The 21,012-nt window shown below is 36.0% G+C and carries 16 protein-coding genes; 13 read left to right on the plus strand and 3 right to left on the minus strand.

Features of this window, described 5'->3' with window-relative positions; genetic code table 11:
• Positions 1-177: 177 nt before the first annotated feature.
• From ispE to purR, 5 genes are all read left to right on the plus strand, one after another.
• The gene (gene ispE, locus IGJ02_RS00650) at positions 178-1,029 is read left to right on the plus strand and encodes a 4-(cytidine 5'-diphospho)-2-C-methyl-D-erythritol kinase (protein WP_430602815.1); all 852 of its coding nucleotides are present in this window, start codon (positions 178-180) and stop codon (positions 1,027-1,029) included.
• 532 nt (positions 1,030-1,561) lie between these two features.
• Positions 1,562-2,530, plus strand: a complete 969-nt coding sequence (locus IGJ02_RS00655; protein ID WP_430602817.1) for a metal ABC transporter substrate-binding protein — start codon at positions 1,562-1,564, stop codon at positions 2,528-2,530.
• A 75-nt stretch (positions 2,531-2,605) separates the two neighbouring features.
• Positions 2,606-3,286 (plus strand): metal ABC transporter ATP-binding protein, encoded by a 681-nt coding sequence (locus IGJ02_RS00660; protein ID WP_010761980.1) that lies wholly within the window; start codon positions 2,606-2,608, stop codon positions 3,284-3,286.
• Positions 3,259-4,095, plus strand: a complete 837-nt coding sequence (locus tag IGJ02_RS00665) for a metal ABC transporter permease (RefSeq protein WP_430602819.1) — start codon at positions 3,259-3,261, stop codon at positions 4,093-4,095. The genes IGJ02_RS00660 and IGJ02_RS00665 overlap by 28 nt, the downstream gene beginning before the upstream one ends.
• A gap of 266 nt (positions 4,096-4,361) precedes the next feature.
• On the plus strand, positions 4,362-5,189 hold the full coding sequence (gene purR / locus IGJ02_RS00670; protein WP_084013317.1) for a pur operon repressor: 828 nt from the start codon (positions 4,362-4,364) through the stop codon (positions 5,187-5,189).
• On the opposite strand, the gene IGJ02_RS00675 is transcribed toward purR, so the two are convergent.
• Positions 5,174-6,877 (minus strand): IS1182 family transposase, encoded by a 1,704-nt coding sequence (locus IGJ02_RS00675; RefSeq protein WP_430602820.1) that lies wholly within the window; start codon positions 6,875-6,877, stop codon positions 5,174-5,176. The two genes, purR and IGJ02_RS00675, sit on opposite strands and share 16 nt — an antisense overlap.
• A gap of 294 nt (positions 6,878-7,171) precedes the next feature.
• On the opposite strand from IGJ02_RS00675, the gene IGJ02_RS00680 reads away from it, so the two are divergent.
• Positions 7,172-8,317 carry an ArgE/DapE family deacylase gene (locus tag IGJ02_RS00680; protein WP_430602821.1) on the plus strand — a complete coding sequence of 382 codons (1,146 nt, stop codon included), beginning with the start codon at positions 7,172-7,174 and terminating at the stop codon, positions 8,315-8,317.
• A 170-nt stretch (positions 8,318-8,487) separates the two neighbouring features.
• On the opposite strand, the gene IGJ02_RS00685 is transcribed toward IGJ02_RS00680, so the two are convergent.
• Both IGJ02_RS00685 and IGJ02_RS00690 read right to left on the minus strand, forming a co-directional pair.
• Complete coding sequence (locus IGJ02_RS00685; protein ID WP_430602822.1) at positions 8,488-9,579, minus strand: sensor histidine kinase; 1,092 nt, start codon at positions 9,577-9,579, stop codon at positions 8,488-8,490.
• 248 nt (positions 9,580-9,827) lie between these two features.
• Positions 9,828-10,580, minus strand: coding sequence for a LytR/AlgR family response regulator transcription factor (locus IGJ02_RS00690; protein ID WP_430602824.1), 753 nt, complete (start codon positions 10,578-10,580; stop codon positions 9,828-9,830).
• Positions 10,581-10,878: 298 nt separating this feature from the next.
• Here IGJ02_RS00690 and IGJ02_RS00695 point away from each other — a divergent pair, with 298 nt between their 5' ends.
• The 7 genes from IGJ02_RS00695 to IGJ02_RS00725 all read left to right on the plus strand — a co-directional run bounded on the left by IGJ02_RS00695 (position 10,879) and on the right by IGJ02_RS00725 (position 20,993).
• The gene (locus IGJ02_RS00695; protein WP_430602826.1) at positions 10,879-11,583 is read left to right on the plus strand and encodes a winged helix-turn-helix domain-containing protein; all 705 of its coding nucleotides are present in this window, start codon (positions 10,879-10,881) and stop codon (positions 11,581-11,583) included.
• A gap of 195 nt (positions 11,584-11,778) precedes the next feature.
• Entirely contained in the window at positions 11,779-17,154 is a 5,376-nt protein-coding gene (locus IGJ02_RS00700; RefSeq protein ID WP_430602828.1) for a MucBP domain-containing protein, read from the plus strand.
• Between the two features lie 17 nt (positions 17,155-17,171).
• Positions 17,172-17,513 carry an LPXTG cell wall anchor domain-containing protein gene (locus IGJ02_RS00705; protein WP_430602830.1) on the plus strand — a complete coding sequence of 114 codons (342 nt, stop codon included), beginning with the start codon at positions 17,172-17,174 and terminating at the stop codon, positions 17,511-17,513.
• Positions 17,514-17,517: 4 nt separating this feature from the next.
• Complete coding sequence (locus IGJ02_RS00710; protein ID WP_430602832.1) at positions 17,518-18,327, plus strand: WxL domain-containing protein; 810 nt, start codon at positions 17,518-17,520, stop codon at positions 18,325-18,327.
• A gap of 30 nt (positions 18,328-18,357) precedes the next feature.
• Positions 18,358-19,143 (plus strand): WxL domain-containing protein, encoded by a 786-nt coding sequence (locus tag IGJ02_RS00715; RefSeq protein ID WP_430602833.1) that lies wholly within the window; start codon positions 18,358-18,360, stop codon positions 19,141-19,143.
• Positions 19,144-19,233: 90 nt separating this feature from the next.
• A complete protein-coding gene (locus tag IGJ02_RS00720; RefSeq protein WP_430602835.1) occupies positions 19,234-20,310 on the plus strand; it encodes a DUF916 and DUF3324 domain-containing protein in 1,077 nt (358 codons plus the stop codon).
• Positions 20,311-20,327: 17 nt separating this feature from the next.
• Positions 20,328-20,993, plus strand: coding sequence for a YccF domain-containing protein (locus tag IGJ02_RS00725; RefSeq protein ID WP_430602836.1), 666 nt, complete (start codon positions 20,328-20,330; stop codon positions 20,991-20,993).
• Positions 20,994-21,012: the final 19 nt, after the last annotated feature.

Genomic DNA, 21,012 nt, shown 5'->3' on the forward strand with positions numbered 1-21,012 from the left:
TGGGAGGGTGAATAAACGGTAACACCTTCGGAAATAAACACTTCTGTCCCAACCTCGCTCATGCAACGTTTGGAAATTATATCAAATTTTCAACAAATATATACTTCTCCAACAACATATGTTAGAATTTAAAAGATTGTGAAGACGGTTAGGTATGGGATTAGATAGGTGAAAATAATGGAAATCATAGAAAAAGCGCCCGCAAAAATCAACTTGGGGTTGGATGCTCTCTATAAAAGAAACGATGGTTATCATGAGTTAGAAATGATCATGGCTAGTGTAGATTTAGCGGATCGGCTGACTTTTGAGGTATTGCCGAAAAACGAAATAGTGATCGAAACAGATAGCTCCTTTTTACCAGTGGATCGAAGAAATCATGTGTATCAGGCAGCGGAATTGCTGAAGAACACGTTTAATCTTACTCAAGGAGTTAAAATTTATATAGAAAAAAGAATACCCGTAGCAGCTGGATTGGCTGGCGGTAGTAGTGATTGTGCTGCTGCATTACGTGGCTTGAACCGTTTGTGGAACTTAGGATTGTCTTTAGAAGAACTAGCTGAACTAGGTAGCAAGATCGGTTCAGATGTTCCTTATTGTATCCATGGTGGTACAGCCTTTGTTACTGGGCGTGGAGAGAAGATCGAGTTTTTACCATCCATGCCGCAATGTTGGGTCGTTTTAGTAAAACCTAGAATGAGTGTTTCAACGAGTTCGATTTTTGGCAGTTTGTCCTTCAATAGTATTCAGCATCCCGATATTCATGGGTTGAAACAAGCGATTGAGACAGATGACTATCAGTTAATGACTGAAAAAATCGGTAATGCGTTAGAAGGTGTGACGATCAAGCGTCATCCAGTGATTCAACAAATCAAAGATCGTATGATGAAATATGGAGCAGATGCAGCGTTAATGAGCGGTAGCGGTCCAACCGTTTTTGCTTTATGCAAGAAGAAAACACGTGCACAACGGATCTATAATGGCTTAAAAGGCTTTTGCGATGAAGTGTATATTGTACGGACTTTAAAATAAACGAAAAAGAAAATATTAGAACATTGAATCTAACAAAAAACCACTCAATTGAGTGGTTTTTTGTTAGTCATGAGAGTGTTAAAAGGAGAGATGCATCTATTTTTGAGGGGACATATTCCCAAACTTAATTTTTCTTCCTAATTCATTGATACGGTAGAATAGTGCGTAATCTTGGATGTGGGACAAAAGTAAACAGCACTTTTGTTTCACACCCTAAATACGAATGAACGGTGGGAGCAGAAGCAACCCCTTCGGAAGTAAGCTGAAATTCACAAAAATTAGAAGAGCGATTTTCGTGAATTTCTTCTTATTTCTCGGGGTTAAACACTCCTGTCCCAACCTCTTCATCGAAATTGTAAATTTTGGTTATTGCTTCATGCATTTCAGGAAATAGTTTCATTAGTTTAATCTTAATAAAATCTTTTTTCTATTTTCTCTTGACGTTCTCTTTTCCTTCTGTTAAATTAGTTCTTGCTAGTAAATCGTAAATATTACGATTTGATTGAGACAAATCGAAATGGAGATAAAATAGATGAGAAAAAATAGCTGGAAATATATTGTAGGATTCCTTTTAATGGCTGTAATGGTTACACTAACTGCCTGCGGACAAACAAAAGAGCAAGACAATTCAGGGAAAAGTGATAAAATAAAAGTCGTGACAACTTTTTATCCAATGTACGATTTCGCTAAAAATGTGGTAGGTGACGCTGGAGACGTTCAATTATTGATCCCGGCTGGAACAGAGCCCCATGACTATGAGCCAAGTGCCAAAGACATTGCCAAAATCACAGATGCAGATGTGTTTGTGTACAACAGTCATGAATTAGAGACATGGGTCAAGGATGTTCTAGAAAATGTTGACGAGAAAAAAGTTGCGGTTGTAGAAGCAGCTGGTTCAATCGATTTAATGGCAGGTGCCGCTCACGAGCATGATCATGATGGCGAAGAAGCTGATCATGACGAACATGACCATGATCACGAATTAGATCCTCATGTCTGGTTAGATCCAGTCTTAGCACAAAAAGAAGTCGAAGCAATTCGTGATGCCTTAGTTGAAAAATACCCAGATGAAAAAGAGACATTTGAGAAAAATGCTACAGCGTATATTGAAAAATTAAAAGAGTTAGATACAGAATATAAAGAAGCATTTGCGAGTGCTAAAAACAAAACATTTGTGACACAGCACGCAGCGTTTGGTTATTTAGCAAAACAATACGGTTTGACACAAGAATCAATTGCGGGAATATCGCCTGATCAAGAACCATCACCAAGCCGTTTGGCAGAGTTGAAAAAATACATCAAAGAACATAATGTATCAGTGATTTATTTTGAAACATCAGCTTCATCAAAAGTTGCGGAAACATTAGCACGTGAAACAAATGTAGAATTAGCAGTCCTTAATCCGCTAGAAAGCATTACCCAAAAAGAACAAGATAAAGGTGAAGATTACATTTCAGTGATGAAAGCCAATCTTGAAGCGTTGAAGAAAAGTATCAAGTAAATAGAATCGGGATAAAAGACGAACCGTTTTTTTCCCGATTTAAGCAGTTTATAAGGTTAAAGAAGGAGTAGAGTCATGCATTATCTAGAAGTCAAAGACCTCACATTTTATTATGATGATGAGCCAGTCTTAGAAGATGTTTCATATCATGTTGATCCTGGCGAATTTGTGATTCTAACAGGAGAAAATGGTGCAGCAAAATCGACCTTGATCAAGAGTACTTTAGGGTTATTAAAACCAACTAAAGGGGAAATCACGATTGCCAAAGAAAATACGACAGGTGAAAAATTGAGCATCGGGTATATTCCCCAACAAGTAGCATCATTTAATGCGGGATTCCCAAGTACAGTGATCGAATTGGTTCGCTCAGGCCGTTTTCCACGTAATCGCTGGTTTAAACCACTAACAAAAAGAGATCATCAACATGTGGAAAAAGCACTCAAAGCAGTTGGTATGTGGGACATGCGCCATAAACGGATCGGTGAACTGTCTGGTGGGCAGAAACAACGTATCAGTTTGGCTCGTATTTTCGCGACAGACCCTGATTTATTTATTTTAGATGAACCAACAACAGGGATGGACGAAACGTCTAGAAATGAATTTTATCGCCTTTTACGGCATAATGCCCATGATCATGGTAAAGCGATTTTGATGATTACTCACGACCATGAGGATATCAAATCATATGCTGATCGGCAAATTCGTTTAGTTCGGAAGGAGGATTCACAATGGAGATGCTTTCATATGAGTTCATGAGAAAAGCCTTCTTAGCTGCAACTTTTATTTCGGTGATTGCACCGATGTTAGGTGTGTTTCTTGTGATTAGAAGACAATCTTTAATGGCGGATACTCTTTCTCATGTATCACTCGCCGGAGTTGCTTTAGGATTTTTCTTAAATTGGAATCCAGATATCATGACGCTGGTTGTCGTGATTATTGCAGCAATTATTTTAGAATACTTGCGAATGATTTATAGTACGTACTCGGAAATTTCGATTGCGATTTTAATGTCTGGTGGTTTAGCATTAGCGCTGGTGCTGATGAACCTCAGCGGAGGAAATTCAGCAGCAAGTATTCAGTCATATCTATTCGGTTCGATCGTGACGATCACGTGGCAACAGGTCGTTATTTTAGCGGTTCTGTTTGTGGTGTTAGTGATTTTGTTTGTTTTATTTAAACGTCCAATGTATGTGTTGACCTTTGATGAAGATACAGCTCATGTGGACGGATTACCGATTCACTGGATGTCGATGTTGTTCAACGTGATCACAGGTGTGGCAATCGCGGTAATGATCCCAATTGCGGGTGCGTTATTGATATCAGCGATCATGGTTTTACCAGCTGCAATCGGGATGCGCATCGGTAAAGGATTTAACACAGTCATTATTATTAGTGTCATCATGGGATTGATTGGCATGCTAACAGGATTGACGGGGTCTTATTATTTAGAAACACCGCCAAGTGCCAGCATTACATTGATTTTTATCGCGCTATTTATCCTTGTCAGCATCGTCCGTAAAGTAGTTGTATCGATGCAACGAAATAAGAAGATGAGTCAAAGATAAATCAATTTAAATGAAAAGAAGATAAGGAGAAAAACGAAAGTTCTCTCTTTTATCTTCTTTTTTGTTTCTCAAATTGCGAACTATTTTTCGATTTTTACAAAAAATGCTCGATTTTTTTTGCAAAACACCCTATAATAGGAACGATAGATTATGAGGAAGTATCATTTATTTTACTTGTTGAAAAATAATGAATAACGAACCTATAAAAAATAAGGGATAGTCATTATTCAAACGAATAATAAACCTTAAAGGAAAGAGGAGAAGAAGTGACAGATTCTAAAATTCGGAGAAGCGAACGATTGATTGATATGACACAGTACTTGTTGGATCATCCCCATACATTGGTTTCTTTGACCCATTTTGCACAACGCTATAAATCAGCTAAATCATCGATCAGTGAGGATTTAGCGATCATCAAAAAGACATTCAAACAAAGAGGGACAGGCATTCTTGAAACAATTCCAGGAGCTGCTGGCGGTGTACGATTTATCCCAGAAATTCCATATGAGGAATCAAAAGAATTAGTGATGGCTTTGTGTGAACGTTTATCAGAACAAGATCGTCTGTTGCCCGGAGGATATGTGTATCTTTCTGATTTACTAGGACAGCCAGAATTGTTGCGCCAAGTTGGGAGAATCATTGCTTCTAAATATTTAGGTGAGAAAATCGATGCTGTTATGACAGTGGCGACAAAAGGGGTACCGATCGCCCAAGCGGTTTCGTATTACTTGAATGTGCCGTTTGTAATCGTGCGTCGTGATTCAAAAATCACGGAAGGTTCAACAGTTAGCGTGAATTACGTTTCAGGCTCATCTGAACGAATCGAAAAGATGGAACTATCAAAACGCAGTTTAAAACGTGGTTCACGAGTGTTAGTCGTGGATGACTTCATGAAAGGTGGCGGCACGGTTAACGGAATGAAGAGCCTGATTGAAGAATTTGAGGCAGAGCTTGTTGGGATCACTGTGTTTGCGGAATCTAAATTTAAAGGACAACGAGCGATTGAAGATTATACGTCATTGCTTTATGTAGAAGATGTGGATACACGGACGAAAACGATCAATGTAGTTCCTGGGAATTATTTTGATGAATAGAATGGAGACCGAGCTTGGGACGTAAGTCCCAAGAATCTTAAAATAGAAGAGCGAAAATCGTAAAAAATGATTTTCGCTCTTCTATTTTTTAGATTGTGTAGAGAATCATCCTTGTTTATTAGCTTAGTTAGCCTATATTTCCTTAAATTTACTGCCATTAACGCGAAACCAATTTCATTGTGTGTCTGCTGTTTTCCTCGAACAGAGAAACGAGTGAAGCCTAAACAAGCCTTCAAATGTCCGAAAGCAGGTTCGACGTCAATTTTTCGTTGGCGATAGAGTTTACCTGTTTCTACTTCTGAAAGCAGCTGTTGAACTGTCGCTTTAAAATATTCCCAGTTCATGTTCTTTTGAATCTCACGATTCTTGTCACTCTTCGCTTTTGTACATTGTCTTCGAAGAGGACAATTCGAGCAGTCTTCACATTCATACCGTTTTAAATATCGTTTAAATCCATATTTATCTGTACGAATAGAATAATTTCGAAAATTCATTTTCCGTCCGTTTGGACAAAGAAACGTATCCTCTACTTCTTGGTACGGCCAGTTTGCTGGAAGGAACGGATTTTGTTTAAACTTTCTCTTCTGTTCTTTATGATACATGGCATAAGTGATGAGTGGTGTTCGCTCATGATCCTCTAAAACCGCTTGATAGTTTTCTTCTCCTCCGTAGCCGGCATCTGCGACAATATAGTTTGGTAGATCAAAGAAACGCTCTTTTAAGGTGGTTAAAAAAGGGCGGAATGTTCGAGTATCTGTTGGATTTGAGAAAAGATCATAGCCTAAAATATACTGACTGTTCGTGGCGATTTGAAGATTATAACCTGCTTTCAACTGACCATTTTTCATATGATCATCTTTCATGCGCATAAAAGTGGCCTCTGGATCTGTTCTAGAGTAACTGTTTCGTTGTCCTAAAATTTGTCTATGTTTTTGATAAGCGAGTTTTCGCTCTTTAAAGTCCTTGAAAAGTTTCCTTAATTTTTTTGGAACTTTTCGTTTAGAACGAATTGATTTGCGAGTAATTCCATCCTCTGCTTGTTCGATTTTGACTGTAAACTTTTCTACAACCTGCGCTAGATTTTCTTCAATCTTGCCTAATTCAGTGACAGATAATTCCTTTGCGGACTCTCGCTCAATTTCAGGAATAATTTGATTTTTTAACAATTCATCGTAGAGAAAATTTGATTTTTCAGTAAGCTTTTTATCAAAGTTATCAATGGATTTTCTCCAAACAAAGGTGTATTTATTGGCATTGGCTTCAATCTTTGTACCATCGATAAAAATGGCTTCTTCATCGATTAATTGTTCCTTGACTAATTGGCTACGAAACTGGACGAAGCACTCCCGAAGGAGTGCATTCACTAAAGGATTCACTCGAAAACGATTGATGGTTCGATAACTAGGTTGATAACTTTGAGTAAGCCACATCATGCGAATACTGTCTTTCGTTAGCGCTTCAATCTTACGACCAGAAAATACAGATTGCGTGTAAGCACATAAAATCATCTTCATCATCATTTTTGGATGATAAGAAGAAGGCCCCATTTGATGGTGAAAAGGAAGAAAGCGTTCCTCTGGAATACTTTCGACTAATTGATTAATGGCAAAAGCAATATCATTTTTTTCTAACTGAAAACTAAAATCTAGAGGAAGAACGACTTGATTTGTGGTATAATTTTTAAACATAAGAACACCTCGCTAGTTTATTGGTTTAGTCACTTTTATTTTAGCAAAGGTGTTCTTATTTTTGTACAAAAAAATAATCCAGATGCCAATCAATTTGACTGATATCTGGATTTTTCGTTAGGACTTACGTCCCAAGCTCGTTTTTTTTTGAGAATAGGAGATCTTTCCCGAAATAACCACTTTTATTTAACGAATTTTCCATTTAGGTGTATAGTTAACCTGTAAACAAATTTATCCAGTTTTTTTCACACACGATGAGAAACTGAATGAGTCAAATGAAAGAAGGCAAACACCATGGAAAAACAAGAAAAAATCCAAATCCTAAAAGACATTGTTGCAATCAAATCAGTCAATGGCAATGAAAAAGAAGTTGCTGAGTATTTAAGCAAACTATTCAAAAAACACGGCATCGACTCAAGCTTTTTAGAATATGACAAAGACCGTGATAACCTAATTGTTGAAATCGGTAATAAAAATAGTGAAAAAGTCTTAGCATTTTCAGGACATATGGATGTCGTTTCAGCAGGAAATGTTTCTGACTGGACCTCTGATCCGTTCAAACCTGAAATTCGTGATGGCAAGATGTATGGTCGCGGCACTTGTGATATGAAGAGTGGGTTAGCCGCTATGGCAATTGCAATGATTGAATTAAAAGAAGAAAAAGCAGATTTTAACGGACGTTTACGTTTAATCGCCACAGTGGGTGAAGAAGTCGGCGAATTAGGAGCCGAACAATTAACCAAAGAAGGCTACGTGGATGATGTAACTTCAATGGTGATCGGCGAACCCTCAGGATATGCAGGTATCGTTTATGCACACAAAGGTTCAATCAATTTTAAAGTAGCCAGTCAAGGCAAAAATGCCCACAGCTCAATGCCTCAACTTGGTGTAAATGCAATCGATCATTTGAATGACTTTTACACAAGAGCAAACCAATTATTCCGTAGTGAAGTTCATACAGATGAAGTCTTAGGCGATTTTATCTATAATGTAACAATGATCTCCGGCGGGGAACAAATCAACAGTATTCCAAGTGAAGCAAGTCTTCAAGGGAATATCAGAACAATCCCTGGTTATGATAATGATCTTGTTATTAAAAAAATGAATGAACTGATCGATGAACTAAACAAAAAAGATACGTATCATTTAACGTTAAGTATCGAAGCAAATAAAATTTCAGTGAAAAGCGAAAAAGATTCTGATATCGCAAAAATCGCCCAACAAGTAGCAAAAAAACAAGTCAATGTCGATATTCCAATGGTTGGCGTGTCTGGCACGACGGATGCTGCTGAATTTACCAAAGGCAAACAAGCTTTCCCGGTAATTATCTTTGGTCCCGGTAATGAAACGCCTCACCAAGTAGATGAGTATGTGGATGTGGATAATTATTTGGAAATGGTGGATATTTATAAAGAAATGGCAACGACATATTTATTTTAATTGACAGTTAGAAGGAATAAAGTAAAAAGCGAATAGTTACAATAAACGTTAATAAACAAATAAATGACACATTTATTTGTTTATTAACGTTTACTCAGATAAATCCCCCCAAAACAAAACGGATTGTTAGTTTTGTTTTGGGGGATTTTTACATCTATTTTTATAAAAGTTTAGCTACTTTTTGGTAACGAAAATGTTGCTATAAAAGAATCTGTATCTTGTTCAAAGGAGTAGTTGGCATGTGCATATTGTTTTAATAATTTGGAAAAAATATGTAATCCTTTCCCTTGATGATTCTGTTTAGTTGTAAAGTTATTTTTAAGCATCTTATTAAGGGGAGTAGTCCCTTTGTAAGCGTTTCTTACTTCAACAGTCAGTTGCTGGTGCTTCACCTTAAAACTTATCTGTATAGTTGGATTTTCTTCATTAAGAGATGCTTCAATAGCATTATCAAGAAGGATCGACATACATCTGATAAAATCTATCAGGTCGATTGTAATGTTTAAATCAGAAATTTGTTTATTTGCTGAAAAATGTATAGAGATATCATTTTTTTGAGCTTTTCCAAAAAAATTTATAAGCAATCCTTGAATCGGTAAATTACTTATAATGGAAATTTGGGAAAATACGTCTTCACTAATCAAGGTTTTTGAATAGTTAGTAATAGAGGAAAGATAGGCACGAGCATTGTCAATATCATTTTGATCAAGATAGGTATTTAAACTCAGTAGAATATTACGATAATCATGTTGAAATTCATTAGCTAAAGAAACTTTATTTGATTCGTCTAAGGTCTTTTTTGTAAGCAGCTCAATACTTTGTTGCTGTTGATAATATCGACTAATGAGATAAACGATGTAACTAAATACTACGGTCATAGCTAATAAGATCAAAGTAAGATAAAAAAATGTTTCTAAATCATATTCAATACGATTTTCCCGCTTTAAAACATTGAAAATCAAAAGAAGACAAAGAGAAAATAGAGACTGTAATGTATATTTTTTATGAAGCTGAGCAATAGATATAATTATAGAATATTTATTATTTAACCAGTTACTGAGTTGGATTAATAAAAATAATAGTATTTGTTGAAGTATTAACACCATCGGTATCAGAGCAATGAATTGTTTCATATCTATATGATTACCTACCGATAAAAAATATAGGAGGTGCCAAGTAAATGACCAAGAAAGAATCATCAAAGCATTTTTTAAAAAGTAAAAGAAGACAATCAGAGGCCATTTTTTAAAACGTTGGTACATAAAAAATATTTCAATTAGAACAAAAATGGCTAGGAACCAAACTGTATTTATATGTGGATAGGCTCCAGTTACAAGTATCAAGATAATAAGATAACTAGTCAAAAACATAGACTTTTTGAAAGAATAATAATTTTTATATCCTATTAACCAACAGATTTGTAAGAAATTCAAAGCAAATAAAATAATTTGTAAGGAAGGTTCCAGTAGTATCACCCTTTCTATTAAAGTAAAATTTTGTTAAGAAGGCGTTATATTAATGCTTTTTTTAATTTGTATACAATCTTTTCACCTACTTCCAATTCCGTACCATCATCAAATACGACAAGTCCTAGTAAATAGTTTAATGAAGCAATACGTGTCAAATTAATAATAAAGGAGCGTAAATCAGTATATAAATAGTTGGATTGTACTTCTTTTTTCAGCTTATTAATCGAGCCATCTACTATTTGTTCAGAATTAATAGTTTTGACGAGGAGCATATTTCGTATACCAGTAACGGATTGAATATAGAGAATTTTTTCATATTTTATATAAATAGTCTCATTGTTTTTTTTGAGAGATAGATAACCTTCGGTATTTTGAATTCGTGAGTCTATTTCAGACTTAAGAGAAATAAATAGATTTTTTAGGTGGCCTGTATCTATGGTATTCCCTTTTAGAATATAAGAGGTAGCGTTGATATTTTGATTAATTATTTCTATTCCCTTATTTTCCATATTCGTTAAAAACAGAATAAAGCACTGTTTATTTTTTTTTCTAATCTTTTTTGCGAAATGAATGCCAGAAAAAGACATTTGTAAATCAATATCGAGCAAAATTATATCGTTATCCTTTATATCTAAATAATCTAATTCTTCATAAAATGTAATAAAGTTGTCAAGTGAATGTACTTTCAATAAAAAATGGTTGTTAAAAATTTCTAATGAATCGATAAATTTTTGTAGCTCTTTTCTGTAAGCTAGCTGGTCTTCTACAATATAAATAGAAATACTTTCTCTCATAATTTTTTCCCCCATAGTTGTTATTTCATACATAATTAGTCAATTTATCTGGATAAGGCAGTTGAAAAAAACGCTAAAGCAGAATGGAAACGTTTTAACGGCGAAACATATTGTTTATTTTAGATTAAACTAAGTATGCATTCAAGTGATAATTTAAATTTATTTGAAAAATATTTTTTATCTAAAAAAATATTAAATAATAAAAAAATAATGAAATTGGATAATTTCTTTCTTATTAATAACGTTAAATGTTCAGGAAATCAATAAATGATACACGAAGAAAAAAGGAGGAATATGTATGTATTCTGTCGGTATTTTATCTAGCGAAACCAACACAGAACGACCGTATGTGGAGGTGTTAAAGAAGTTGAACTTTCAAATTCACATGACGCATGTAAACGGCTTTGAACAGAAAGAGAATCATTTAGATATCTTGCTCATAGATGAAATGGAAGCTACAAATTCTGAAAGGTGTTACGAAACGATTTTAAAAGTAAGAGACGTATTTGATGGGCACCTTATATTGTTAACAAAAAATAGAACTAAAACCACAGATTTGGTCTACTTACATTTGGGAATTGATGGAATAGTTCGCGAAGGTATGGATTATGAAGTCTCGTTTATTCAATTGAAACATTTGTTGGATCGGATGAAGGGATTTAAGCGTGGAAATGAAACAAAACAAAGCAAACAAAAGAAAACTGATTCATTGGAACTGAATTCGCTAAATATTAGTGTAATTAAAAATGGTCTCGAAGAAATCCAATTGACCAATACGGAATACCAGATGCTTACATATTTAATGAAGCATGAGGGACGGACACTTTCTTACCATGAACTTTATCAAGAAGTATGGGGGAAAGAAAAACATACGATTACAAACTATCAATACTTAGTGACAAATGTTGTCTTTAAACTCCGAATAAAATTAGGGGAAAACAATAAGAGCCAAAGCTATATCCGCACAGTCCGAACGAAAGGTTACATGTTTTTAATTCATTAATGAAAATAGTTTCTCTCTGAAAGAATCCTTTTAATAAATTCTAAGTGAAATAAGGGAACAGCTATCTATCATCATCAACACTCAAAAACAGCATGTAATGTAGAATTTTTCAATGTGTCGATTGACTCAAAGGAGGTGTTGCATATACGCATGGAGAGTGTTGATTGTTCCAATAAAATAGGAAAGGAGAACTAAATGGATAGTCGGAAAAAGATCAAGTTATGGGGCATTATTAGTCTAGCTATATTAGGAATAGGGGCAGCGAATATAGTATTCGGACAGACTACCCCAATCTCTGCTGAAACAGGAAAAAATATCAAAGGGATAGAAAATAGCAAATCGACAAGTAAGACTAGTGTAAATCCAACAGATTCTTTTAATGCATTAACTAAAAAAGATGCACAAGCCAGAGCGCTTGATCCTGTGGAAAATGCTGAAGGATTGAAAGCTACGCCTAAAGTATTGAAATTAGCAAAAGATGCGGTATTTCCTGACATCACCACTGAAACAGGACTTAAATTACTTTTTTCAAGTAGAGTGATTCCCAATCCAACTGCTGGGGCAACTTATGCATACGTAAAGGAAGATGGCTCACCCTTAATTCCAGATAGTACTAAGGTTGGCTTTCAAAAGATTTATGTAGAAATCACTGAAAACACCAATCACTCTAGTATTCGTGTGCCTATTCCTGTAACGATTACTGATGCAGGAACAAGTCTTGCATTTAACAATCTAGTGGCTGTACAAACAGAGAACATAGAAGGGAAAATTCTGTTTTATCCACAAGACACAAAGGATAAAACGGCCGAGGAATTACAAGAGTTAGTAAAAGCAAAAGCAAAAGCTCAAGCTTGGAATATGGAGACTGGAGAAGCAGTTTCAGTAGAACTGACTCAAACAACGATTGATGCTTCCTCTGTGGGGACGTATAAGGCGCAATATGAAGTGACTATGGATTCACAAAAGCAAGTTGTGCAAAAAGATGTCATTATTTTTGGCGCAAATCCGAAAGCGTATGTATCAATTGCCAAAGATGACCCCTTACCTTTAAGTGAGAATCCAACCAATTTATTTGGTAAGTTTCAAACCATAAAAAGTGCATCAGGAAAAAATGCACGTTATCAATTTGTGGATGAGAAAGGAGAAGCTTTGTCTGCTTTTGATACTAGTGAGGTAGGTTTTCATTGGGCCTATGTAAAGATGACAGAGGCAACTAACGAAAACATATCAACGATTGTTAAAGTCCCAATCAATGTGACTAAAAAGGGAGAAACAACCGCTTTATTAACAAATCAAGTGATGGTTCAAGCGGATGAAAAAACACTTCTTTATCCTGATGACACAAAAGGTAAAAACGAAGGAGAATTAGCAGCGTTGATCCAATCCAAAGCTCATTTACGAGCTTGGAATATGAGTACCGGTGAATCAGTACCAGTTTCTTTTACAACATCTACCATAAACAATAATTCTGTGGGGACGTATACTGGAACGATTCAAGTTGAGCTGAATGGGGAAGTGGCAACAACTACCCGCAAAGCCGTTGTTTTTGGCGCAAATCCCAAAGTCGTATCAATTGAAGAAAATGGAGAACTAACGTTAGGAACGAATCCCACGAACTTACTTTCAAAATTTCAAACAGTGGATAATACAACAGCTACGAATGCAACCTATCAACTTGTAGATGGAAAAGGAGAGGCATTGTCTGACTTCGATACTAGTGAGGTAGGCTTTCATTGGGCGCATGTAAAAATGACGGATAAGGTATATCCGACCGTATCAACCACGATTAAAGTTCCAATCAATGTGACGAGAAAAGGAGAAACAACCGCTTTATTAACAAATCAAGTGATGGTTCAAGCGGACGAAAAAACACTTCTTTATCCTGATGACACAAAAGGTAAAAACGAAGGAGAATTAGCAGCGTTGATCCAATCCAAAGCTCATTTACGAGCTTGGAATATGAGTACCGGTGAATCAGTACCAGCTTCTTTTACAACATCTACCATAAACAATAATTCTGTGGGGACGTATACTGGAACGATTCAAGTTGAGCTGAATGGGGAAGTGGCAACAACTACCCGCAAAGCCGTTGTTTTTGGCGCAAATCCCAAAGTCGTATCAATTGAAGAAAATGGAGAACTAACGTTAGGAACGAATCCCACGAACTTACTTTCAAAATTTCAAACAGTGGATAATACAACAGCTACGAATGCAACCTATCAACTTGTAGATGGAAAAGGAGAGGCATTGTCTGACTTCGATACTAGTGAGGTAGGCTTTCATTGGGCGCATGTAAAAATGACGGATAAGGTATATCCGACCGTATCAACCACGATTAAAGTTCCAATCAATGTGACGAGAAAAGGAGAAACAACCGCTTTATTAACAAATCAAGTGATGGTTCAAGCGGATGAAAAAACACTTCTTTATCCTGATGACACAAAAGATAAAAATAAAGAGGAATTACTGGACTTGATCCAATCCAAAGCTCATTTACGAGCTTGGAATATGAGTACAGGTGAATCAGTACCAACTTCTTTTACAACATCTACCATAAAGAATAATTCTGTGGGGACGTATACTGGAACGATTCAAGTTGAGTTAAACGGAGAAAAAGGTGTGACCATACGTGAATTCATTGTTTTTGGAGCCAATTTAAAATCAGCCTATTTCACTATCAAACAAGGAGAAACATTGGAAATGGGAAGTGATGGGAATAAGATTTTTAAAAAATATCAAACTACAGGGAGCTCAGAGTCTAAAAATGCAGTCTACGAATGGGTAGCAGATAAAGAAGGGCATCCCACAGAACCTGTGAATACCTATGACTATGATTCCAGTAAAATAGGATTCCATTGGGGATATATCAAGATGACAGATAGAGCAGTTCCAGAAGTTTCAACGGTGATTCCGATTCCAGTGACAGTCACTCCGATTACAGATGAAAAAAAAATAGAGTTCTTAGAAAACAAATTTGCGTTAGAGTACAATCCAGCTATCGAGTGGATATCGCCTGGACAGCTAAAAGGGAAGACACCAGCACAAATTCAGGAATATATTAAAAACTATCTATCTTTAAAAGTATGGGAATTATCATCAGGTGAAGAGCCGGATGTCAAACTAGAAATTCCTACTATTAATGAAAATAGTGTAGGATCCTATAATCTAGAAATTACGCTTACGACGGAGCAAAGCCCAGTAAGCAAATCAATAGCAATGCTTATTTTTCAAAAGTTTCCTTCAGGTGAGGAAAATGGCTGGCAAGAAATAGATGCAGGTTCTACAGAAGGGATCATTACCAATCCTGTTAATGGCTCAACTCTTAAGTTGGCAGGTTCAGGTCAGGCCGGTTTTCGAATTTATGACCAATCAAATGCTAACTATGTGTTTAGTTCAGCTTTAGTAAATCCTATTCCTGCAATTGACCAACGACCAGTTTATCTCGATGGCAGTGAGACTATTCATTGGGGAGCTGACTTGGGGGTTGTTAGCCAATCGGCAAATTTTCAGAAATATTTTTATAAAAAGGAAAATGAAATAAGGCAATTTCTAGTGGATAGAAAAAACCAAATTGTATACGTATATAAATTATCTTTGAATCGAAATCTAAATTTTTCAGTTCAATTAGAAATGCACAATTTACTTGATATAACTAGGCATTTTTCAATGTTAGAGTCAGTGGATCTGGATTATTTGAATGATAGCGTTCCTGTTTATTCATTAGGGGATAATAGTGGATTTTATATGGAGCCAGAACAAGGAAAAAGATTTACGATTAAACTAAAAGACGCTCAAGGAAATTGGTTATCTGATTATCGGAAATATCATGTAAGTGATTGGTCTAGTTACGTTTACCCTGGGAAAAATTATTTTGGTAAGGATTTCAGTCGTGATGGTATGGAAAGTAAAAACTATAAGCAAGGGAAAGTATTATTAAGAGATAAGGATTCTGCCTATCAATTAGGAGCTCCTGGGAAAAATATTGAATCAGGAAAGGTATTCAAAACAGGCTATGAAGTATTTGCAGGAGAAGAATTGCCGTATATGAAGCTGAAAGCTGATCCTGAAAGCTTCAATGTTTATTCAGATTCAAAAGCAGAGTTTAAAACAGACTATACGTTGAGCCAAATACCTACGGAGAACGATCAGGGAACCATTTATGCGACATACCCTGATGGAAGTGAAGAAAAAATTCCCTTTTCTGCCAACAGCCTAAAAGAATTTGAGGGAACATTGGCAATTCCAAGAAATACGCTGCCAGATAAGCTAAATGAAGTGCCTGGAACCATCAAAAAATATAATACGTCCTTACTGGCGATTGATGAAACAGAAGGTCCTATGAAAGGGTTACCTTCTGAAGAATACGCAATTCAGATCAATGTCTACAATCTTGGTGGAACGCCAATAGCTCAAACAATAAAAAAAGGGAGTGCATGGGAAAAAGAAGCAAGCTCGTTAATAAAAAATCCTGTTGTTCTGCCTGATCATACTGCAACATTTGAATATGTAAATTCAGCACAACCAGTAGATACATCAAAAGTTGGGCTACAATACGCAGAAGTTCGTATGACAGATATCAATGAACCATCACAAACGACGGTGATTAAAGTGCCTGTAATGGTCGTTGAAGATACACCGCCAACCACGGGATTAATTATCGGAGCGCATGATTTTACGATTAAAAAGAATGACGTGGCAGATTTATCTACAGAACAAATTAATACCTTGATTTTAGAAAAATCAGAGGCTAAAGGTTGGGATGTTGAAACAGGTCTAACGGAGGGTGTTGAGTTAACCGTAATTGATACGACACTTACAAACACACCAGAAGTAGGAGAAACTTACTCTGCAGTCATTCAGGCGAAAAAAGGAACAAATCAGGAAACTGAATCAATTCAAATCAAGATTGATCCGACCATTAAATCAAGTTTGACGGTTAATTTTGTAGATGAGAAGGGGAACCCGCTGCATAAACCGTACAAAGAATTGCAGGAAGTCAATGCTGTGGTTGATTTGACTAAAATGACAGAAATTACAGAAGTAGTATCCCAACTTCGAGATGCTCATTATGATCTAGTGAAAAGGCCGGATAATGAAGTAATCACCATTTCGGAAGGGGAAAACTTAGTTACTTATCAATTTAAAGGTTCGTTACAACTTCTTTCATCACCGGATGTACTAGATTTTGAACTTCAAAAGGCAACAATAAATGCCGTGAAATTTACCGATCCTAAAATCATTGGTCAACCGTTAGTTGTATCTGACACACGGGCGGATAAGATGACATGGGATCTGAAAGCCAAAATAGATCAGCCGTTGACAAGTTTAGAAGATGATGAGGCAAAAATGCCTGGATCAATCAAATACAAATATGAAGACGATGAATTAACGCTAACAGATGAAAGTATAGTTATTTTTAGTCACTTGAATGCCGTTTCAGGCAGTTACAATGTCACCGAAGAACGTTGGTCTAAAGGGGATGGTTTCTTATTAGACTTAGCTCCAGGAGCAATCAAAGCACTGGGTAAATATCAAGCAAAAATAACGATTGCTTTGGAAAATGCGAAGTAGATTGGTGGAGGAAAAGGATGAAAAAACAAAGTTATTTAGTGAAAATCATGCTCTCTACGCTTCTTTTACTTACGTTGCTAGTCATAAATAGTGGGAGTGTCACTGCTGAAGAAGGGGTCCAAGTTCCAACTAAGGGAGAAATCACCTTAGTTGATGGGAGCAACGTAAGCAGTAGTGAACAACAGGTCTCCAGTTCATCAGAGGGCATAGTAAAACCACAAGGACGACTTCCTTCTTCCGGTGAATTAGTAAAATATAGCCTATTTTTTAGCGGACTGTTAATCGTTCTTTTAGTATGTTTATTCTATTTTATAACTAATAGAACAAAATCTACTAAAAAGAACAAAGGAGGGCAGTGAGTGTATGAAAACAAGGTATTGGATTTCTAGTTTGTTTTTTTTCACTGTGGGGCTAATCGGAGTATTGACTCCAATCATTGCTCATTCTCAAGTTCAGACTGATGGAGAGATGGGCATTACATTTAAGGGATTGGTAGATCCAGCTTTTGGCATCTTAGATCCTGAAAATCCTAATCCTAACCAAGTGTTAGAACCGGAAGAGGCATACGGCAGCACAGAGGGACCTTTGAGGATCGATTTTGTTCCTAGTATTAATTTTAGCAGTAACAAAATAGTTACAACAGACATCAATTATTCTGCAGACGCTCTATTATTCAAAAAAATTCTTGCTCCCCGAGGGACATTCATTCAAGTGTCAGATTATAGAGAAGAGCAGACAGGTTGGAGTCTACAAGTTCGTCAAGAAACACAATTTACTAATCAACAGAAGCAATCGCTGAATGGAGCGATCCTCTCTTTTGATAAATCTTGGATCAATACACCAAATGGCATCAGCCAACATCCTGCCGTTTCAAAAGAAGTGATTCGATTAAATAATATAGGAGAAACCTATACTTTGGCGAAAGCAGACAAAGGAGCAGGCGGGGGAACCTGGAGTGTTATTTTCGGTAGATCCAAAGACAATGCAGAGAATGAAACACCAACATTGAGCCCTAGGGTAGATCAAAATGGGTTACCCATCAAAGAATCTTCTAAGGGCAATCAACCTGCATATATGAATGATGCAATTAATTTATCAATCCCTGGTGGAACAAAAAAAGAACCAGGAACTTACTCAACGGTGCTGACTTGGATTATTTCCGAGTTACCATAAATAAAACATATTTTTTAGGAGGAAACAGAAATGAAATTAGCAAGTAAATTATGCGGAGCTGCACTATTAGCAGCCGTAGGAGTAGCAGTAGCAGTACCAGGAATCACAAAGGCAGATGATACAACGTTCAAGGGCGATATGGACATCCAGTTCACTCGTAATACGGATGATGACACCGACACTAGCCGACCGATAATCACAGACCCAAATGGTGAAGAAGATACAGAAATCGCTTCTGGAACAATTACTCGTCCACTTAAACCAGTTATTTTTGGTGTCCAAGATGTAACACCATTGAGTTTTGGTGAAAAAGCAATTGTGACGGACGGAAATGATCGTACGTTCTGGGCTAAAAACTATACTGAAGAAAATGGTGTGGCGGCTAACTCTGTAACCATCAAAGATGTTCGTAGTACCTTGAACCATAACTACACATTAACTGCCCAAATTACAAAACCAATGACAACAACAGTAACAGAAGGAGCAGAAACAGTTGATCGTGCGCTTGAGGGTGCAACGTTATTGTATAGAAATATTGGCGTTAAAACAAATGTAGCGCAAGAGCTTGCACTGCCAGAAGGTTCAGTTGTTTCTCAAGCAGAAGTATCAGAAACTACGCCATCTGTAATTGTAGACAACACAGGGGAAAATAAAGATCGTGGACAAGGTCAATCAATTATCCATTTTGGTAAATTGACTGCTTCTGGTGAACAAGCATCTGATAAATCAGTAAAATTAACAGTAGGTAAAGAGCAATCAATTCTTGAAGGAAACTATAAAGGTGAAGTGACTTGGGCAATGACTGCCGCTAAGTAAGTCAATTATTTTTGAAAGACAAATGAATGGTTACCGATCCACATGGGTCGGTAACACATTCTAGTAAAGAAGACTAGAAGGGAATTAATTATGAAGTATTATTTTAAACAAAGTATTTTTTTTATCCTATACATAAGTTGTCTGGCATTTATTATCCCACAAACTACATATGCGAAAGAAGAATCGCCTGGAATTGGTTATAGTTATAAAATAATAAAACCCAAAAATCAAGTAGGAAGTGCGGGTTATTTTGATTTACGAATGACTCCTGAACAAAAACAAACGGTTGAAGTTGAATTGTACAATATGACCGACAAAGAGCTTTCTGTGGACATGAGTATAAATAGTGCAAAAACAAATAGTAATGGTGTCATTGAATATGGACCAACAAAGATCGAAAATGATCCATCATTGAAGTATGACATAAAAGATATTGTTAAGGTACCAGAAAAAGTATCCCTAGCGCCAAAAGAAACAAAAAGAGTAGCTGTAGAAATCGCTATGCCAAAAGAAAAATATGATGGATATATTTCTGGAGGGATTTATTTACAGAAATCCGAAACGGAAGAAGAAAAAAAAGCAGCAGCAGCTACAAAAGGTGTTGTAAATAAATATGTATTTATTATTGGCATGCTTTTAAGTGAATCCGATACAACATTGCAGCCCAATCTATCGTTTAATAAAATTTCTGCGGGATTAACCAACTATCGAAATGCTTTTCTCGTCAATTTCTCTAATACAAAAGCTACTTATGTAGAAGGAATGACTGTTGATACACAAATCCTTAAAAAAGGTTCGGATGAAGTGCTGTATGAAACGAAAAAAGAAAACTATCGAATGGCGCCAAACTCCTCAATGACCTTTCCTGTTCAATTAAATGGCGAATCATTTGTAGCTGGAGATTATGTAGGTCATATTTTAGTCACAGCAGGAGATAAGAAATGGGAATGGCAAGAAGAGTTTAACATTACGAAAGAAAATGCGGATAAATACAATGAAGAGGATGTTTCACTTATACAAGATAGAGGAATCAATTGGAAAATAATTGCAGCGATTACTGGTGGAATTTTAGCAAGCTTACTAGGCATTTATTTATTGGTAAATAGATTGTCTAATAAGAAAAATAAAAAGAAACGAAAAAAGAAACAGAAAGAAAAAGCTAAGTAATAGGAAGGAAATAGATAATGACTATATTGGAATGGCTTTTTGTCAGTTGTTTCTCTGCGTTTCTAATTACTTTTTTTGTAGGAATTTTTTCTTTCTTCTCATTTCATGTTACGAATAAAAAATTAAACGAATTGAACCGAAAGCGACCAAAAAATAAACGGAAAAAGAAACAGTGGCTACGTGCACAAAGTTTGTTAAAAAAAATGAAACAAGCTCGATTAAAAAGAGGAATCATGTTACTTGTATTAAGCGTATGTTTTGCGGGTAGCGGCTTGTATGCTCGCTACTATCAATTAACAAATTTATCTGCAGCAGATAGTAATATTATTGTTCAAAGTTATTTTATTACAGAGGAAGTAAACAAACAATTGTTTGGACTTCAAAATGGAGCAGACATAGAGAAATCAAAAGAAAAATTGATGGAGCTAAGCTCACTATTAGCCTCTTATGGAAGCTCAACACCATCAAATAGCCTTGCAAAGGATGGACAACAAGCGATGAATCGTTATTATGTTCAGTTGCGTGACTTTGGGACAAACATCTATTCACTAACAACAGAACAGTTGAATGATCAAGAGACGGTGTCCGATTATTTAGAAGATTTGAAACAAATTAAGGGATCACAAAAGAAAATATTTAAGCTATTCAGCGTGAATGAATCGGCATTGAAACAAAAAAAATGATTATAGTAAAAAGAGAGGG

The sequence above is a fragment of the Enterococcus sp. DIV0724b genome (assembly GCF_050531475.1).
GTDB classification, from domain to species: Bacteria; Bacillota; Bacilli; order Lactobacillales; family Enterococcaceae; genus Enterococcus_L; species Enterococcus_L haemoperoxidus.

Coding starts and splice junctions, on each gene's coding strand:
- IGJ02_RS00685 (WP_430602822.1), bottom strand. CDS start 9,579: ATGTACCAACGTTTTAAAAAATGGCCTCTGATTGTCTTCTTTTACTTT.
- IGJ02_RS00710 (WP_430602832.1), top strand. CDS start 17,518: ATGAAAACAAGGTATTGGATTTCTAGTTTGTTTTTTTTCACTGTGGGG.
- IGJ02_RS00680 (WP_430602821.1), top strand. CDS start 7,172: ATGGAAAAACAAGAAAAAATCCAAATCCTAAAAGACATTGTTGCAATC.
- IGJ02_RS00705 (WP_430602830.1), top strand. CDS start 17,172: ATGAAAAAACAAAGTTATTTAGTGAAAATCATGCTCTCTACGCTTCTT.
- IGJ02_RS00720 (WP_430602835.1), top strand. CDS start 19,234: ATGAAGTATTATTTTAAACAAAGTATTTTTTTTATCCTATACATAAGT.
- IGJ02_RS00695 (WP_430602826.1), top strand. CDS start 10,879: ATGTATTCTGTCGGTATTTTATCTAGCGAAACCAACACAGAACGACCG.
- IGJ02_RS00715 (WP_430602833.1), top strand. CDS start 18,358: ATGAAATTAGCAAGTAAATTATGCGGAGCTGCACTATTAGCAGCCGTA.
- IGJ02_RS00675 (WP_430602820.1), bottom strand. CDS start 6,877: ATGTTTAAAAATTATACCACAAATCAAGTCGTTCTTCCTCTAGATTTT.
- IGJ02_RS00660 (WP_010761980.1), top strand. CDS start 2,606: ATGCATTATCTAGAAGTCAAAGACCTCACATTTTATTATGATGATGAG.
- IGJ02_RS00700 (WP_430602828.1), top strand. CDS start 11,779: ATGGATAGTCGGAAAAAGATCAAGTTATGGGGCATTATTAGTCTAGCT.
- IGJ02_RS00665 (WP_430602819.1), top strand. CDS start 3,259: ATGGAGATGCTTTCATATGAGTTCATGAGAAAAGCCTTCTTAGCTGCA.
- IGJ02_RS00690 (WP_430602824.1), bottom strand. CDS start 10,580: ATGAGAGAAAGTATTTCTATTTATATTGTAGAAGACCAGCTAGCTTAC.
- ispE (WP_430602815.1), top strand. CDS start 178: ATGGAAATCATAGAAAAAGCGCCCGCAAAAATCAACTTGGGGTTGGAT.
- IGJ02_RS00725 (WP_430602836.1), top strand. CDS start 20,328: ATGACTATATTGGAATGGCTTTTTGTCAGTTGTTTCTCTGCGTTTCTA.
- IGJ02_RS00655 (WP_430602817.1), top strand. CDS start 1,562: ATGAGAAAAAATAGCTGGAAATATATTGTAGGATTCCTTTTAATGGCT.